The organism is Vibrio sp. 10N.286.51.C3 (genome assembly GCF_003050065.1).
Classification (GTDB): domain Bacteria; phylum Pseudomonadota; class Gammaproteobacteria; order Enterobacterales; family Vibrionaceae; genus Vibrio; species Vibrio crassostreae.
Map to the genome: position 1 here is coordinate 96,554 of NZ_PIGC01000016.1, position 15,376 is coordinate 111,929.

Sequence of the window (15,376 nt, forward strand, 5' to 3'; positions counted from 1 at the left end):
GATTAAATTTCGAACTTTTAGTATTGAGTAAAAATTTATGGATGTATTGAAGGATATCCTAAAACAAGATGATACCGTTCTGTTTATAGGTTCTGGAGTATCAATGTGGTCGGGTTTACCCTCTTGGGGAAATATGATTTCTCAGCTGTGCGATTTTGTTGAAAAAAACGGTGCGTGCGCGAATTTAGTTCGATCGGAGGCTGAAAATGGGGATCTTTTACAGGCTGCAAGTTATGGCTTTGATCAACTAACTAACTTACAAATTGGCGACTTCATTAGAACAAGCTGTAAGTATGGCGTTGCTAAACCATCGAGTATTCACGAGAAAATTGTTTCTTTAGGGCCTACAAGCTTCGTAACTACAAATTACGATAACCTGATTGAAGAAAGCGTTAGAAAATGGTTGCCTGATAAGTTTTTTCGCCCACCGGTGACTAACCGACACCTTACTGAGACTGCGAGCATTGCACATGCTCGATCTCATGACTTCATATTCAAACCTCATGGTGATGCAGGGGATACTGAAAGTATAATTCTAACAAGGGAACAATATAGAATGCTTCTCCCTGGAGGAGAAAGACATGCAGCATTAGAAACAGTTAAACTATTACTTGCTAGTCGTCCATTAGTGTACATTGGTTTTGGATTGAGAGATCCTGATTTTCTTTATTTAAGAGATTTATTGGCAAACACTTATAAAGGTGGCGTAAGAGATCACTATGCAATAATGGCAGATGTGACGGCCAATGAAGTTAGTTACTGGAGAAATAATTACGGGATTCATCTAGTCAACTATGATACATATGAAGATGAGAATGGATATAAGAAACATGACAATCTATTAACGCTGTTAGGTCAATTGCAAGAATGTTCAGGAGCTAATTTAGCAGAATCGAACGACATTCAAGTAGTTACGCCACAAAACGTTCTTTCGTTAGCTAGACATGCAGGGAGGTTGTTAGCTTTCACACAAGTTTCACCTGAGTTAAAAATAAAAGCCAAGCTTACATGTTCTGGAGTCGAAAGTGGCAGGCCAAATATACGAAATAGGTATGTAGATTATAAAGAACATTCCATTGAAAAGATTTTAGGAGAGAATGGGCCCAAAAAGGCAATCGTTACCGGTCTGCCTGGCGCAGGAAAATCCTACTCAATGAAGAAATCAGCTTCGGCTATGGCTTCTAAACTAAACGATCTATGTCTATCTGAAGAGTTTTGTCCGGAAGATGTAGTAGTTCCAATATATGTAGATTTAAAACTTTATGATGGAGATATTATAGATCTAATATCAAAATCATTGGCATCATCTTTAGATATCTATGAGTTGGATACCAAATTCAGAGTTAGGATATTCTTAGATTCATTTAATGAAATACCTCGTAATTTTATCGAAAGTGGAGAATATGAAAAAGATATATATAAATTTATAGATAGCCTTAAAAATAGTGATGTGATTATTGGCTCTAGAACAAATGATGGGCTAACAAAACTAAATTTACCAACTTATCATTTGGAACATATTGACTACTATTATGTTGCTAATGAAGTTGCTAATATGGGTTTGTCTTTTGATACTAGATTCGAAAATGAAATCACCTCCATGCTTCGAAAACCATTTTTCTTTAACTTGTTTATCAGTGGTAAAATCAATTTACCTGACAAATTCAACCCAATAGACTTATACAATTCCTACTTTGAAAATATTGAGTTCGCTTTTACTGAAAGTTACGGTATCCGTTTGGATTTACGATTGTGTCTTTCAAAAATCGCATATGAGGCTCTGAATAATGGCACGGAGGCACAACCACTTCAGATAGTCCTTCAGATTATTAAAAGCCAATTAAAGAATCAAGAAATAAAGGTAATTAATGAGTCAGAAGTTGCGAACTGGTTAGTTTCAAGAGACTTACTTATCCCTTACGTAAATAATAAAGTTGCATTCTTTCATCAATCTATAACGGAGTATTTAGCAGCCACAGAGTTGGCATGTAAATATCAAAACAACCCTGAAGTTCTGAGAAATGTTTTGAGTCATACTCGTTGGGATCAGGCTTTGTTTTTCACTCTTCCTTTATTATCTATTGAGGAATCTGAAAAGTTTCTGAACCATGTTATGGATGTCGACCTCCAGCTTGCTATTACTGCGTCAAAATATATCGAAATAGGAAGAACGGAAATAGTAACCAAGCTTTTGGAAAAAGTTGCCATCCTATATCAAAATAATGGAATTGATATTGACGATTTTAGAATTGGATTTGCTATTAGAAACAGCTTGGTTGTAGATGAATCACATTGTGAATTATTAGAAAAAATCGTTAGCTTCAAAAACTCTCTTGGAGCTGATGCAATTATGTTGTTAGACACAATAAAGGGTGAGCAATTTAAAGATTATTATTTTGAATTAATGTTTACTGACCGAAATGATTATAACTTTATAGCAAATGGAGTGTCGGTTGCCTTAAAGGAATACATAACCAGTAAAGATCTTGATAGAATAGAAGCATTAATTGATAGAGTTGGAATCCTTGAAGGCAGCGAAATTATCGAGAATAATTTAGAAGGGTTTTTGACAGGTATTGCTAATTTATTAAGTTCAATTAATTTAACGGAAGTAAAGGAAGCTTTGTTTACCTCTAAGAAAGATAAACTCCCCAAATTAAATGGCTTGATTTTGTCAAGGATGTTATATGAAAAAAGTAGTAATGAAAAGCTAGATTTTGCTTTAGAGTTGCTAAAGTATACCCCTAAGGCTGTAGTATCTGTATATTTTATTTGTTCTCGCGCTGATAAAGATAAAATAAATTTGGATGTCATTAATGGTGAACATCTTGAGCAGATAGTAAATCATGCACTTGTACCAGATTCCTGGTCAATTAATACCATTAAGCTAATATGTAAATATAATAGTGAATTTGAGGTTTTGGTCAGGGAAAAAATCGAGGAATTCGAGAATCCTCTGATTAAGATAGCGCTCGAATCAGTAGTCTCGAATGACTCTAGGAAAATAATTGAAAAAATTAAAGAACTGAGCAAAAAAACAAATGAAGAGTTATCTAACGAATCTCTATGCTTATTAAAGGGTATAGATGTTGATTGGAAAGGTTATGAAAGTGAACTGTTACAAGTTTTAGCCCGTGGGAACAGAGAACTTTCAATGACTGTCCTTGATCAGGCTAGAAACGAGAGTTTAGGGGATCTTCCAATTGAAGAGCTAGGTATATGGCTCGAAATGTTTCGTGATTATAATAAAGACTCTGATACATATTGGTATGCGTATCTTTTCTCTGATTTATTAGGAAATTGTTTGACCCAAGATAAAATAAATTTATTTGTTGAAGAGTTTAATTCTCGAGACTCGAAATACAGAGGGTTATTGTCTGACTTAATATTGATTAAATTCGATGGAATATCTACCGATGATTTTTCAGAAGATTCAATTTCTTATCTGATGTCAAGGCTAAGTAAAGACAATCATATGAATAGATTTGGAGATAACTTGTTGGGGAATACATGTAGTAAAAGTTTTGTGAATGACTATCTTCTTCCACTATCTAATATCGAAGAGCAACCATTAGCTAGAAATCTGCATAAAGTGTTATCAATAGCTGGTCAGAGGCATGGTAAGCGTTATACTTCCTTCTGAGTAATAAATTCTTATTTACAAATAGAGCTTCTATATTCATAGTCGCTCTATTTTTTATTTGATTTATTTACTATTACTTCAATACATCTGTTTGGTTTATTTTTTCAATATCAACCCTATCTCTCTTCAAAATCACTATTGACCCGTCTACAACTTCACACTTTATAGTGGCTATATTGATTGAGAGGGGCACTTTCTGTGTTCCCTCTAAAGTAAGTAGAGAGACACTATGAAACGTTTAATTCTAAACATTACACTCTTAGTATTCATGGCACTTGGTAACATAAATGCCATGGCTCATGATTCAATACATAAGTACGGTATTGCGATATCTCACGATGGTGAGCAAATTGCGTATGGCAAAAGCGGGAGCGGGGATACAGCATTGATCTTCATTCACGGCTGGAGCTTAGACAGCAGACTGTGGCAAAACCAAGTGAGTGAGTTTTCAAAGCAGCACCAAGTGATCACCATGGACTTAGCAGGGCATGGTAACTCATCGTTTAACCATCACAGAACGAGTGCAACATCTTCTTTATTAAAGTGAAATATTAATGTCACGGTAGCATATTAATTTAGCGTATGAATTTTTATTCCGTATATAGAAGGACTTATGAAAAAAATTGGGATTTTTGCCACGATTGGCGCTCTGGCTATCTTCGCTTTACCAACTCACGCAAGTAATGTCTCTGAAGGCGATGTTATTAATCTTGGTCTCCATGAGTTAAAACCAACTCAACCATCTGTGGGTTATGATCAAATTATGTACAAGTTGGGTCGTTATCAATTTGACCAAGAAAAGATGTTTGATGAAATCTGTGAAGCCAACGGCCAAAAAAGCGTAGTGAGCATCAAAGACCAAGCACACCCGAATATTCCTTCGACTTTCATCTGTGAAATGGAAACAGGTGCACGTAAAAAAGACATGAAGACTGTGGTTATCGCACCCAGCGGTGAATACTACCTGACAGACGGTCACCATACGTTCAATGTGTTCTACCGCATGCCGCAAGGTGGCGCATCGTTCAATGTGAATGTGGTGGTTGATAAAGATTACCGCAACCTCAAAAACATGGACGCGTTCTGGAACCAAATGGCAAAAGACGGCAATACATGGCTGTTTGATAACCACGGTGAAGCGATTAGCTATCAACAACTTCCAACCTCTCTTGGGCTAACCAACTTCGCTAACGATCAATACCGCTCACTGATGTACTTTTCTCGTGGTGTGGGCTGGAACAAGCCAAGTCAGCCAGTCCCATTCTTAGAGTTTTACTGGTCTAAAGAAGTACGTAAAGCGATTAATGCAGCAGACTTTGATCTGAATTCTACCGAAGGTTACGCAAAGGCAGTCAATGCGGTCAGCAACCATATCCTATCTATGGATACGAACAACGTTGGTGGCTCAAATCTTTCGGTTAAACAGATGGGGCAGTTTAGCGCATACAACCAAAAAGGCTTCGATAAACTGTTCAAAGAGCGTGGCAAGGTTGACTACATGCTGCGATACAAAACAACATCGACCGCCAACGGTTTAAGCTATGACTTAGCAGCGGCGTCAGCGCCTGCACTAAAACAATTAGACTCATTTACCCTTGAAGCAAACTCAAGCTTTAATGATTACCCAGCAGCTTCTTCTGATGGCATCGTCAATGCTATTGTAGAGATCCCAACAGGTACTTCCGCTAAGTGGGAACTAAGCAAAGACAATGACAAGCAAGTTATCTGGGAACACAAAAAAGGCGCTCCACGCGTGGTTAACTACCTTGGTTACCCAGGTAACTACGGCTCTATCCCACGTACTGCACTACCAAAAGAGTTTGGTGGTGATGGCGACCCATTAGATGTGATTGTTCTTGGTCAGTCTGTACCACGTGGTGAAGTTGTTCCTGTACGTCTGATCGGTGTGATGAAAATGCTAGATGATGGCGAGCAAGACGACAAACTCGTGGCCGTTCTCACTAACGATTCACCATTTAAAGATGTTTCTTCTCTAAACGAGCTAAACAATACCTACCCAGGTGTTCAAGACATCGTTGGCCTTTGGTTTGAAAACTACAAAGGCCCAGACGGTGGCATGGAACTGCAAGGCTGGGGCGATGATGTGGAAGCCAACAAGATCCTTGAGGCAGCAAGAAAACACTACGCTGTGAATTAAACTGCGGTTTGATTATTGGAATTTGATTTAAGCCCTCGTTGCGTTGCAATGAGGGCTTTTTCTTTGGCGCTGTGGAAATGTAGCGACATATACTGGGTCTATGAAGCTTTTGGGCATAAACGCGTTAAATTAAAAGCTCTAATCCGACCGATTGATATTAGAAAAAGTATCTGAAAGGTTGATATGGAAGCGTTGAACAATAAGTCTTAAATCTCTAATCAATTGTCGAGTATGGGTTAAGTCTTAAAGGGATAGATGTTGAAAGCGTATTAATAATAACCAACAAAAGTCTAGAAAGTGTGTTATTGTGGTTTTTCTCCCTACCGCTTAGTAGGGACTTCTTTTCTTTTCCGAACTCGCATCTCGGCACTCCTTAGTTGCCCTCCTAAGCCTCACCGCAGGCTTTAATTATGTCCATTTCAACCCAAAAGTTAAGAAACATCTTCAAACTCACTAGAATTGAAAATGTAGAAATCAACAACGACGTACCCCATTTCGCACCTTGGTTACCACTTGCTCAAAAAGTAAAACCTGTGATCCCTTCTGCGATTGTATATTGCGAAGGTAATTTTGGTAAAATTGATGGTAAAACCGCTAATGGGTTAGTGAGACATTCGTTAAGCTATCGTATTCTATCGGTTATTGATAGTGAGTCTGCTGGCTTAGATGCTGGTGAAGTTCTTGATAACAAAGCCAATGGAATACCGATCCTTGCTAATGCTGAAGAAGCTATCATTCACGCAGAAAGCATTCCTGATTACTTCATTTTTGGCATTGCGCCATCAAGTGGCTTTTTATCTGACTTAGATAAAAGCATCATTTTAAATGCCATGTCACTAGGAATGAACATCGTAAATGGCTTACATGAATTCCTAACCGATGATCCTCTATTTTTAGAAGCCAGCTTAAAGAATAACGTTCGAATATTCGATACTCGCAAACCCAAAAATAAAGGCGAACTGAAAACGTTTAGCGGGAAAATACACAACGTTAAATGCCCGAGAATTGCTGTAATGGGGACGGATTGCGCGCTAGGAAAACGAACAACAGCAACAATATTGGCGAATGAACTGACTAAAAAAGGCCTTAACGTCGTTCTGATTGCCACTGGTCAAACAGGCATTATGCAGGGCGCACAATACTGCGTTGCACTCGATGCTGTTCCTTCACAATTTTGTGCCGGTGAGTTGGAATCTGTCATTGTACAGGCCTATGAAAAAGAAAATCCGGATCTGATTATTATTGAAGGGCAAGGAGCCTTGAGTCACCCTGCGTTTTCAACCAGCGCTTTTATCTTACGTGGCAGTTGTCCAACGGGTGTGATACTGCAACATGCCCCTAAACGTTTATATCGTAGTGATTTTCCTGATTGCTCAATGCCTTCGATTGCCTCAGAAATCAATCTTATCGAAACGTTTTCTAATACCAATGTTATTGGACTAACACTGAATCATGAAGATATGTCGTTGGATGAAACACGTTGTGCGATAGACACTTACACTACCGAATTTGGTTTACCGGTTACTGATGTCTTGTCACAGCCTGTTGAACATCTACTGCACATCGTAACGTCAGCCTTTCCTATAATAGCAAGTAAACTGGCCGAAAAAGGGTGAACTACCCTAGGTTAAACATCGATTGTGGGAAAGTTCATCATAACGCTCAGTTCCTGATTTCTCAGCTCTCACTGAAAAATATATCCGTTACGCCTGTAACAAAAGCCTTCCTCGGCCACCCTATCATCGCACAAGTTCTTATTGATGCTGGCGCAACAATGTTAGCCGATTCAAGAATCGAAAATCTTCAAAAGATGACTGAATCTGGCATTGCTATCCCTAAAATGCTGATACGTACACCCATGCTCAGTCAAGTGGCGAGCGTAATAAAATACAGTGATATGAGTTTAAACTCTGAAGTTGAAGTGATTCAGAGGCTTTCACATGCAGCGGAACAACAAAATTGCTGTCACGGTATCATTATTATGGTTGAGCTTGGCGATCTCAGAGAAGGTGTGATGCCAAATCGCGTGATTGATTTTATCCGAGAGATTATTTCTTTACCAAACATCACGATAAAAGGAATTGGTACGAATTTAGCTTGTCGGTATGGTGTCGCTCCAGATGATCAAAATATGAGTATTCTTTCTGTGCTTGCCGATGGAATTGAAGCTACATTTGGGGTCAGTCTAGAAATTATTTCAGGGGGTAATTCTGCTTCAGTTAACTGGGCTCTTCAGAGAACAGGCTTAACTCGAGTTAATAACCTTCGTATAGGAGAAGCCATTTTTTTAGGCTGTGAGCCTTTAGAGCACGAAAATATCAAAGGCTTACATACGGATGCGATTTCTTTGACCGCTGAAGTGATTGAATCCAAGACTAAACCGACTTTGCCTTGGGGGAGTCGGGGGTTAAATGCTTTTGGTGAAAAAGAAAACCTTCAAGATAGAGGGGAGGTCTCACAAGCTATTCTAGCATTAGGCCGCCAAGATGTTTGTGTCAGCGGGCTTAAGGCTCCGAATGGGATTAAGATCATGTCTTCAACCAGTGATCATCTTGTCCTTGAATCCTCACAGAAACCACTATTTGTAGGGGAAAAAGTCACATTCAGTTTAGATTACAGTGCGCTCTTATCTTCTATGTCTTCACGTTGTATCCATAAATATTTTAAGGCTCCTAAAGGGAGAAGAAAGGAAGAAGGAGCGCATAATGCTACGAACAACTGTAATTCTCTTCGTCAGTGTCATGCTTAACGGTTGTCAGATAAGCCCAATAAAATCTAATGGGCTTGCCGATTATAGAGCGACAGTTATTTCAAGCCAACTTCCACAAGAGTTAGGCTCAATCACACTCGTAAATACACAGTCAGAGGGCGATAGTGTCACTCTTGTTTTCGTAAAAAAGAAAACTTTGAATATGGACCGATTAGTAGAAAAAGTCGGCGTTAGTTTTTGTGACAACATCGAAATAAGACCACTATTAGAGAGTGGGATCTCTTATCGAATCATTACCTTAGGAAAAAATGAGAAAGTAGAAAGCCTTAACGTCATTTCTCTAGCTAAGTGCTCTAATTGAATGCTTAGCAGTCGAATGGATAAAAGCCAATACGAGTTGTTCAATGTACTCAATGACACTATTTTATTGAGGTTTGACCGCCTTACACCTTGGGAAAAAAACTTTATCACAGAGTTACACCATAAGGTCGTAACTAGACAACTCATTTCAATTAAACAAAAACAGCTTGCTTTAAAAATTTCAATGAAAGCCTATAAATCAAAGAAGAAAAACGCGCGTTCCAACGTTTAATTTAAGCTCGTGTATACCTAATCTGTTCAAGGTCCTCTAAACCTTGGACAGATTAGTAGTATTTGCACTTAACGTATTGAAAATAATCAAGTGTAGCGGTGAATGGGTAACAACTTTCAAAGTAGCGGATTGTGTTATCTACCTTTGTTCACCTCATGGAGTGAGTGCCATACAAGTTAGGATCCAATCCAAGAAGCCCATACCCTCATATAGTACGAATAGCTAATCTTTGGCTTTGAAAAGAAAATTGCTGGCATGTAGGAAGCCATCAAAACCCATTTCATTAGACTCTGTCGAGTTCTTATCTTTTTCTCAAATTGGACTTCAATGTCTATTTTTTGCTGAATATTCTTAACATGGCTAAACATCCTATTTTGCGAAGAGACCTCGCAAGCCCTGAGGGAAAGCAAATTACTCGCTCTAAGTTTGCTATCAATGGCTAAGTTGAGCAAGGCAAGTTGCGTCAAACTATTTTCAATTTCTAATCTGGTTCTGTTCCGCAAAATTTCCTCAATCCGAAAAGGTTTTTTGACGAAACAAGTTGTTTCGCAATAGGGCAAGAACCTCTTGCACAATTGAATCTGAGAGTTTGTCCAACAGGCTGTTGCCTAAATAAATCTCATGATGGTTTCATGCGTTCTAAACACGTCTTGGGGCAGAAACGAGTTGGTTAAGTCACCATCACGGGAGAGGCCTTTATCTAAATCACTATTGACCTGTCTACAACTTCACACTTTATAGTGGCTATATTGATTGAGAGGGGCGCTTTCTGTGTTCCCTCTAAAGTAAGTAGAGAGACACTATGAAACGTTTAATTCTATACATCACACTTTTGGTATTCATGACGCTTAGTAGCATGAGTGCCATAGCTCATGATTCAACAGTTAAGTACGGTATTGCGATATCTCACGATGGTGAGCAAATTGCGTATGGCACTAGTGGGAGCGGGGAAACGGCGCTGATCTTCATTCACGGTTGGAGCTTAGACAGCAGGTTGTGGCAAAACCAAGTGAGTGAGTTTTCAAAACACTATCAAGTCATCACCATGGACTTAGCAGGGCACGGTAACTCATCGTTCAACCGCGAAGAGTACACCATGGTTGCATTCGCTGAAGACATCAAAGCAATCATCGAGAAAGAACAACTCGAATCCGTCATCTTAGTTGGGCATTCCATGGCTGGTGGCGTAATTGCAGAAGCCGCTAAACTAATGCCGAAAAGGGTGAAGGGCATTGTTGGTGTCGATACATCGCAAAACGTCGCACTAGCGGTTTCACAAAGCGACCTAGATGCAATGACCAAACCGTTTGAAGCAGACTTCCAAGCGGGCATTACTATGTTCGTGAAAGACTCGTTACCAAAAGACATAGACGCGGATTTACTTTACTGGGTAACGCAAGACATGTCGTCAGCACCGCCAGCTATCGCGATAAACCAGTTTCGCCATTATCTAGGTCAATATGTGACAGGCGAAGCACACCGTGTGTATGAGAACGTGAACGTGCCAGTAATATTGGTTAACGCTCGCTTATGGCCAACCGATTCAGAAGCGAACAAGAAACACATCAAAGACTACAGCATTTACTACATTGAAGACTCAGGCCACTTCCCAATGCTTGAGCAACCACAGCAGTTCAACGCAACGTTGATGAAAGCAGTGAAGTCAGTGAAGTAGGGCGGTTGTAGTTGCTAAAAGATGGATGTAATCGTTGATATAAAAACCAAGGCCTCGCATGTGCGGGGCCTTAGTTTTTTAAGTTAAATCGATGGAGCCTGTCAATCTGATAGAGTCCATTATTTTTTGTCTTGAGATTCTTTATATTTTTTTGCAATCCACTCATGCAAATGAAGCCCCGTTTGACGCTTTAGGAATACACTGATACCAGCCAAAATTAACAGTCCAATTATTGTGCCCATAATCATCTCCACGTTTTGTCATTTTTAAATTCAGTTTAATCAATATGTTAGTGTTTTGATTAATCCATTGATTTCATCATTTTATCGATATTAAGCCCACCAAGATCCTCGAGGTTATTCTTAATCTCTTCATCGATTGATAGCTGGCGTTCCACTTTCTTTATTTCCTTCTCAAGAAATTTTTCAACTTCTTGAGATACATTGAACATTAGCCCTTGTTCACGCGCTGCTTTTCTCGCTCGTTTAAGACGAACATCTAAGTCTGATGAGATTTTGATGTTCAGTGATACTTTGGATTGTTTTTTCTGTAATGACATATCGACTCTCAACTTTATCTGAAAAATACTATAAACTTTTCTACCTTTTTAGCAAGAAATTTCGACATCGGCGGATTCAGAGGCGAACAGGAAATACATCAAGGATTACCGTATTTACTACATTGAAGACTCAAGCCACTTCCCAATGCTTGAGCAACCACAGCAGTTCAACACAATGCTGAAAAATGCGGTTAAGTCAGTGAAGTAGGGCGCTATAGTTGCTAAAAGATGGATGTAATAGTTGATAGATAAAACTAAGGCCTCGCGTGTGCGAGGCCTTTTGTGTTCCGATTAAAACCAAAGATTAATCGAGCTTAACGAAAGCTTGGGATAATCGCTGGGATTCCCGGTAGAAGGCCAACCAACGCCATCACACTTGTTAGCACAACGAACATAATGCCTGGCAGCACCCAACGGCTCATCTTGCTCAGTTCGCTACTACGTTCTTTACAACCAACTAAGCCTAAGTTATCTAACAGCATAGTGAGAGCCCAACCAAATGCAGGGTTAACGAGCGCTGAGGAAAATACAACAATCGCTGCTGATTGGGTGGTTTTCCCTTCACGCGTCATTTCCATTCCAGCTTCTAACAATGGAACGAATACACCAACAATCAGCGCTACACAAAGCACAGGTTGCCAGATAGCTAAATCCATCGGGTAGCCCCAAACTGCGGCGATGATACAGAACAGAGCCGTTAGCAAAGCACCCGCAGGAATAGGGCGTTTAGCAATCGCAGCTGGTACGATGTAAGTACCCCATGAAGACGTAAAGTTAGTACCACCAAGCAGAGAACCAAACGTTTGACGAATAGACGCTGTAGTCATGGTGTCGTCAATGTTCATGTGTACTTTTTCAGTACGTTCTGGGTAGCTGATCTTTTGGAATACTTGATGCCCTAAGAAATCTGGAGACCACATCGCTACCGCTAGAATCGCAAACGGCAATACCACCATGAAGTGCTCAATCGTTGGTAGACCTAGCATCCAGCCTGTATCTTCTCCCCACCAATACATAGGGTTCATGTTAGGTAAGCCTGGCTCAGTGTGGAAAGCGAATGGGGCACCCATGGCAAATGCAATCGTACCACCCAGCAAACAGCTAAGAGGTACAGCTAACCAACGCTTACGGAAGTGCTCCAAGAGCGCGTACAGAATGATGGTGCAAAAGATCACAACAAAAGCGATGTGGCTCATACCGATTCCTTCAGCCCAAGCGAATAGTTTTTTCACCTGAGAAGCGGTTCCCACAAAGCCGAGGTAGAGTAGCAAGCCGCCACACACGCCTTTACTGGTGAGGTTGGCCAGCATACTGCCACCTTTACTGATGGCTAAGAGTAAGCCAAAAGCGCCAATCAACAAGCCAAAGGCCATTGGGTGTCCGCCAGCCGCAACGACAATCGGAATTAAAGGAATGAGTGGACCGTGTGTACCGGCGAGGTTAGCGGTCGGCAATAGGAAGCCAGAGAAAATAATAATGAAAACAGAGGCGATGAGGAGTTCATAACGGACGTTTTCTAGAATAAAATCTTCATTTAACCCTAGAGCCCCTGCAAAGGTGGCAGCAATCGCGCCCACCATAACCACTTTACCAATGGTCGCCGCCATCGCTGGGATGGTGTCTTCTATCTCAAATCGATAATCTTTAAACGGCAAATTTGGACGCCAGCGCTTAGGCGACATGATTTGTAATTCGTGCTCTAGATACTGTTCTCGGGATTCAAACTCTGAACTTGGTTTGTGTTGTTGTTCATAGGAGAGCTCGTTCTCAATGGTTTGAGGCTTTTCTCTTGGTATATTTACGGACTCTAAAGTACTGCTCATTTTGATTCCTTTCGTTCACACTCTGAGGTGTGTTATTCCAACAAACGTTGTTGACTCACGGCATGAAGTGTAAACAATGCGTCAACCTATCATTAAAAATTCATTAACATTTAGTTGTTAGTACCTTATACCAAACCAAAAAAAACAAATAGACTCAGTCGGTTAGACATTAGTCGTAGAATCGGACGACTAGTATTAGACCCTGTAGGTAGTATGTGTCTGTTTATTGGTAGGCTCTTAATTTCAGGAATAACAAAGTCACTTTCAACAACAAATGGTTCGACTTTAAAGGCCCAGAAAAAAGTCCAACGACTTACGTTTGGCTGCATGCTTGGTTACGTTCTGGTGTGATTTGATAGTGACATCTGGTCCGGTTTTATGTTGGATATATTGGGTAATAAGCAGGGGTAGGGATTGCCTCTAGTAGCTCAATTTCTCCTACGTTTGGCCCCTGATAGTGTTAGAATCTCCGCATCAGAATTATCGAGAAACTAGGTATTTATAAACAATGTTTATCCATCACGTAAACGGCATCGACTGGCTGGTGATTACAGCTTTTGAAGAACTGAAACCGATGTTTATCGAAGATGCTGGTCCCATCCCAGCTTACTTCTCTACCACCAGTGAATTGAGCCTGATTGATCAAGCCAAGCGTAGCTATGGATTTTTGCCTAAACTCCGCGGTGTGATCACTGATACCGGCACGTATCAAAGTGAAAATCTTGAAGAAGATTTGAACCCACAGCTAGCGTGTATAGTGGAAGGGCGTGGTCGGGTGTTTATTTATCACGGCGACTATGTGGCTTTTGTGGATGACGAGCAAACCTTCATTACCCGTATGGACTGAGAGTGACTCAGTGAGTTGAGATCTGCGAATTGGTAAATCGGCGAGTTAGCTCCCCTAGAATTAAAAACTAAAGGATTAATACGATGGCAAAAACGGTCTCATTGGTACTTGGCAGTGGTGGCGCAAGAGGCTTGGTTCACGTTGGAATCATCCGTTGGTTAATCGAGCATGGCTATCAGATAAAATCCATCTCTGGCTGTTCAATTGGTGCACTTATCGGTGGTGTCTACGCTGCGGGCAAGTTGGATGAATTTGAAGAGTGGGTCACCAGTATCGACCAATCGGATATGGCGATGATGTTGGACTTTTCATGGCAATCGAGCGGGATGTTCAAAGGGGACAAGATCATCGACACACTACGTGAATTGATCGGCGAGATTTCAATTGAAGATCTGCCCATCCCTTATACCGCTGTCGCTGCCAACGTCGCCGATGAAAAAGAGGTTTGGCTGCAATCAGGCTCTCTGTTTGATGCCATTCGCGCTTCTATCTCTTTGCCATTGTTCTTCACTCCTCATGTTATTAATGGCGAAGCGCTGATTGATGGCGGTGTACTTAACCCTGTACCGATTGCGCCTACCTTTGGTGATAAGACAGACTTTACTCTGGCTGTGAATTTAGGCGGTGAACCTGAAACGCTTCAGCAAGAAGTGACACCGGTTTCCCTGCCAACAAAAGAGAGTAACCTGCATGAAAAGGTCGTTCACTTTATCGATAATCTTGGTAGCAGTGTAAAAAGCAAAATGAGCTTTAATTTTGCTGCCTACGACATTGCCAACCAAGCGTTTGATGCGATGCAATCGACCATTGCTCGCCAAAAACTGGCCGCTTATCCCGCCGATATTACGCTTGAGATCCCTCGTAATGCCTGTGGCACCTTAGAGTTTGATCGCTCACAAGAGATGATAGATAGAGGCTACCATTTGGCACAGGCTAAATTGGGCAATCGACTTTAATGTATTTGCTGCTGAATGAGAGTATTTATGGAAACTGAACTAAAAGAGCTTGAACTCCACGAGCTTATGGCAACAAAAGATGTCATCGTACTCACTAGCTCAGAAGAAGCTGCCGTATCTTGGCTGATAGAGTGCTATCAAGAGAGCGCTGATATTCAGGTTATCGAGAACGCACATCAGCTAGATACTGAAGCGGTTTTGGCGCAATGCCGAGACAGCCTGAGTGAAAGTAAAAAGGTTATCCTTGCCGCACAGTTTCGTAGCCAGTTGCCTATCATCAATATTGCTTCACTTTGTAATGAGAAGCGCAACTCATTGATCAATATTGAGTTGTCCGGCTGGGATGAAGAAAATCGCCTTCCTCATTCTTATAGCAGTTTCTAGGTTATAGCGGTTTCTAGTTAACAGCATTC

At 40.6% G+C, this 15,376-nt stretch carries 13 protein-coding genes and 3 pseudogenes; 12 read left to right on the forward strand and 4 right to left on the reverse strand.

Going from position 1 to position 15,376, the window contains the following annotated elements; all coding sequences use genetic code 11:
- Window positions 1-37: 37 nt before the first annotated feature.
- From CWO27_RS17105 to CWO27_RS17135, 7 genes and pseudogenes are all read left to right on the forward strand, one after another.
- The gene (locus CWO27_RS17105) at window positions 38-3,643 is read left to right on the forward strand and encodes an SIR2 family NAD-dependent protein deacylase (RefSeq protein WP_107899275.1); all 3,606 of its coding nucleotides are present in this window, start codon (window positions 38-40) and stop codon (window positions 3,641-3,643) included.
- A 229-nt stretch (window positions 3,644-3,872) separates the two neighbouring features.
- Window positions 3,873-4,151, forward strand: a pseudogene (locus tag CWO27_RS17110) (alpha/beta fold hydrolase); the annotation flags it as partial.
- Between the two features lie 105 nt (window positions 4,152-4,256).
- Window positions 4,257-5,801, forward strand: coding sequence for a ParB-like protein (locus tag CWO27_RS23795; protein ID WP_240699558.1), 1,545 nt, complete (start codon window positions 4,257-4,259; stop codon window positions 5,799-5,801).
- 410 nt (window positions 5,802-6,211) lie between these two features.
- Complete coding sequence (locus tag CWO27_RS17120) at window positions 6,212-7,417, forward strand: DUF1611 domain-containing protein (protein ID WP_016790224.1); 1,206 nt, start codon at window positions 6,212-6,214, stop codon at window positions 7,415-7,417.
- A complete protein-coding gene (locus CWO27_RS17125; protein ID WP_107899276.1) occupies window positions 7,414-8,550 on the forward strand; it encodes an alanine/ornithine racemase family PLP-dependent enzyme in 1,137 nt (378 codons plus the stop codon). Before CWO27_RS17120 ends, CWO27_RS17125 begins: the two co-directional genes overlap by 4 nt.
- A complete protein-coding gene (gene gspS2 / locus CWO27_RS17130; RefSeq protein WP_102479180.1) occupies window positions 8,507-8,872 on the forward strand; it encodes a type II secretion system pilot lipoprotein GspS-beta in 366 nt (121 codons plus the stop codon). Before CWO27_RS17125 ends, gspS2 begins: the two co-directional genes overlap by 44 nt.
- Entirely contained in the window at window positions 8,873-9,103 is a 231-nt protein-coding gene (locus CWO27_RS17135; protein ID WP_004735670.1) for a hypothetical protein, read from the forward strand.
- A gap of 151 nt (window positions 9,104-9,254) precedes the next feature.
- Here the strand turns inward: CWO27_RS17135 and CWO27_RS23910 are convergent.
- Window positions 9,255-9,663, reverse strand: a pseudogene (locus tag CWO27_RS23910) (integrase); the annotation flags it as partial.
- Window positions 9,664-9,905: 242 nt separating this feature from the next.
- On the opposite strand from CWO27_RS23910, the gene CWO27_RS17145 reads away from it, so the two are divergent.
- Complete coding sequence (locus CWO27_RS17145; protein ID WP_107899277.1) at window positions 9,906-10,778, forward strand: alpha/beta fold hydrolase; 873 nt, start codon at window positions 9,906-9,908, stop codon at window positions 10,776-10,778.
- 119 nt (window positions 10,779-10,897) lie between these two features.
- Here CWO27_RS17145 and CWO27_RS23800 read toward each other — a convergent pair whose 3' ends face one another.
- Together CWO27_RS23800 and CWO27_RS17150 are read right to left on the reverse strand one after the other, a co-directional pair.
- The gene (locus CWO27_RS23800; protein WP_258183960.1) at window positions 10,898-11,020 is read right to left on the reverse strand and encodes a hypothetical protein; all 123 of its coding nucleotides are present in this window, start codon (window positions 11,018-11,020) and stop codon (window positions 10,898-10,900) included.
- A gap of 59 nt (window positions 11,021-11,079) precedes the next feature.
- The gene (locus CWO27_RS17150; RefSeq protein ID WP_017085640.1) at window positions 11,080-11,337 is read right to left on the reverse strand and encodes a hypothetical protein; all 258 of its coding nucleotides are present in this window, start codon (window positions 11,335-11,337) and stop codon (window positions 11,080-11,082) included.
- Window positions 11,338-11,410: 73 nt separating this feature from the next.
- Between CWO27_RS17150 and CWO27_RS23500 the strand changes: the two are divergent.
- A pseudogene (locus CWO27_RS23500) lies at window positions 11,411-11,545 on the forward strand (alpha/beta fold hydrolase); the annotation flags it as partial.
- A gap of 106 nt (window positions 11,546-11,651) precedes the next feature.
- On the opposite strand, the gene CWO27_RS17155 reads toward CWO27_RS23500, so the two are convergent.
- Window positions 11,652-13,160, reverse strand: a complete 1,509-nt coding sequence (locus CWO27_RS17155; protein ID WP_102479178.1) for a DUF3360 domain-containing protein — start codon at window positions 13,158-13,160, stop codon at window positions 11,652-11,654.
- A 508-nt stretch (window positions 13,161-13,668) separates the two neighbouring features.
- Between CWO27_RS17155 and CWO27_RS17160 the strand changes: the two genes are divergently transcribed.
- From CWO27_RS17160 to CWO27_RS17170, 3 genes are all read left to right on the forward strand, one after another.
- Window positions 13,669-14,007: a hypothetical protein gene (locus CWO27_RS17160; protein ID WP_004734781.1), complete on the forward strand. Its 339-nt coding sequence runs from the start codon at window positions 13,669-13,671 to the stop codon at window positions 14,005-14,007.
- Between the two features lie 83 nt (window positions 14,008-14,090).
- On the forward strand, window positions 14,091-14,963 hold the full coding sequence (locus CWO27_RS17165) for a patatin-like phospholipase family protein (protein ID WP_102479177.1): 873 nt from the start codon (window positions 14,091-14,093) through the stop codon (window positions 14,961-14,963).
- Window positions 14,964-14,978: 15 nt separating this feature from the next.
- Window positions 14,979-15,347: a hypothetical protein gene (locus tag CWO27_RS17170; RefSeq protein WP_102479176.1), complete on the forward strand. Its 369-nt coding sequence runs from the start codon at window positions 14,979-14,981 to the stop codon at window positions 15,345-15,347.
- Window positions 15,348-15,376 lie beyond the last annotated feature (29 nt).

Coding starts and splice junctions, on each gene's coding strand:
- CWO27_RS17155 (WP_102479178.1), bottom strand. CDS start 13,160: ATGAGCAGTACTTTAGAGTCCGTAAATATACCAAGAGAAAAGCCTCAA.
- CWO27_RS17165 (WP_102479177.1), top strand. CDS start 14,091: ATGGCAAAAACGGTCTCATTGGTACTTGGCAGTGGTGGCGCAAGAGGC.
- CWO27_RS17170 (WP_102479176.1), top strand. CDS start 14,979: ATGAGAGTATTTATGGAAACTGAACTAAAAGAGCTTGAACTCCACGAG.
- CWO27_RS23800 (WP_258183960.1), bottom strand. CDS start 11,020: ATGGGCACAATAATTGGACTGTTAATTTTGGCTGGTATCAGTGTATTC.
- CWO27_RS17150 (WP_017085640.1), bottom strand. CDS start 11,337: ATGTCATTACAGAAAAAACAATCCAAAGTATCACTGAACATCAAAATC.
- gspS2 (WP_102479180.1), top strand. CDS start 8,507: ATGCTACGAACAACTGTAATTCTCTTCGTCAGTGTCATGCTTAACGGT.
- CWO27_RS17105 (WP_107899275.1), top strand. CDS start 38: ATGGATGTATTGAAGGATATCCTAAAACAAGATGATACCGTTCTGTTT.
- CWO27_RS17145 (WP_107899277.1), top strand. CDS start 9,906: ATGAAACGTTTAATTCTATACATCACACTTTTGGTATTCATGACGCTT.
- CWO27_RS17160 (WP_004734781.1), top strand. CDS start 13,669: ATGTTTATCCATCACGTAAACGGCATCGACTGGCTGGTGATTACAGCT.
- CWO27_RS17135 (WP_004735670.1), top strand. CDS start 8,873: ATGCTTAGCAGTCGAATGGATAAAAGCCAATACGAGTTGTTCAATGTA.
- CWO27_RS23795 (WP_240699558.1), top strand. CDS start 4,257: ATGAAAAAAATTGGGATTTTTGCCACGATTGGCGCTCTGGCTATCTTC.
- CWO27_RS17120 (WP_016790224.1), top strand. CDS start 6,212: ATGTCCATTTCAACCCAAAAGTTAAGAAACATCTTCAAACTCACTAGA.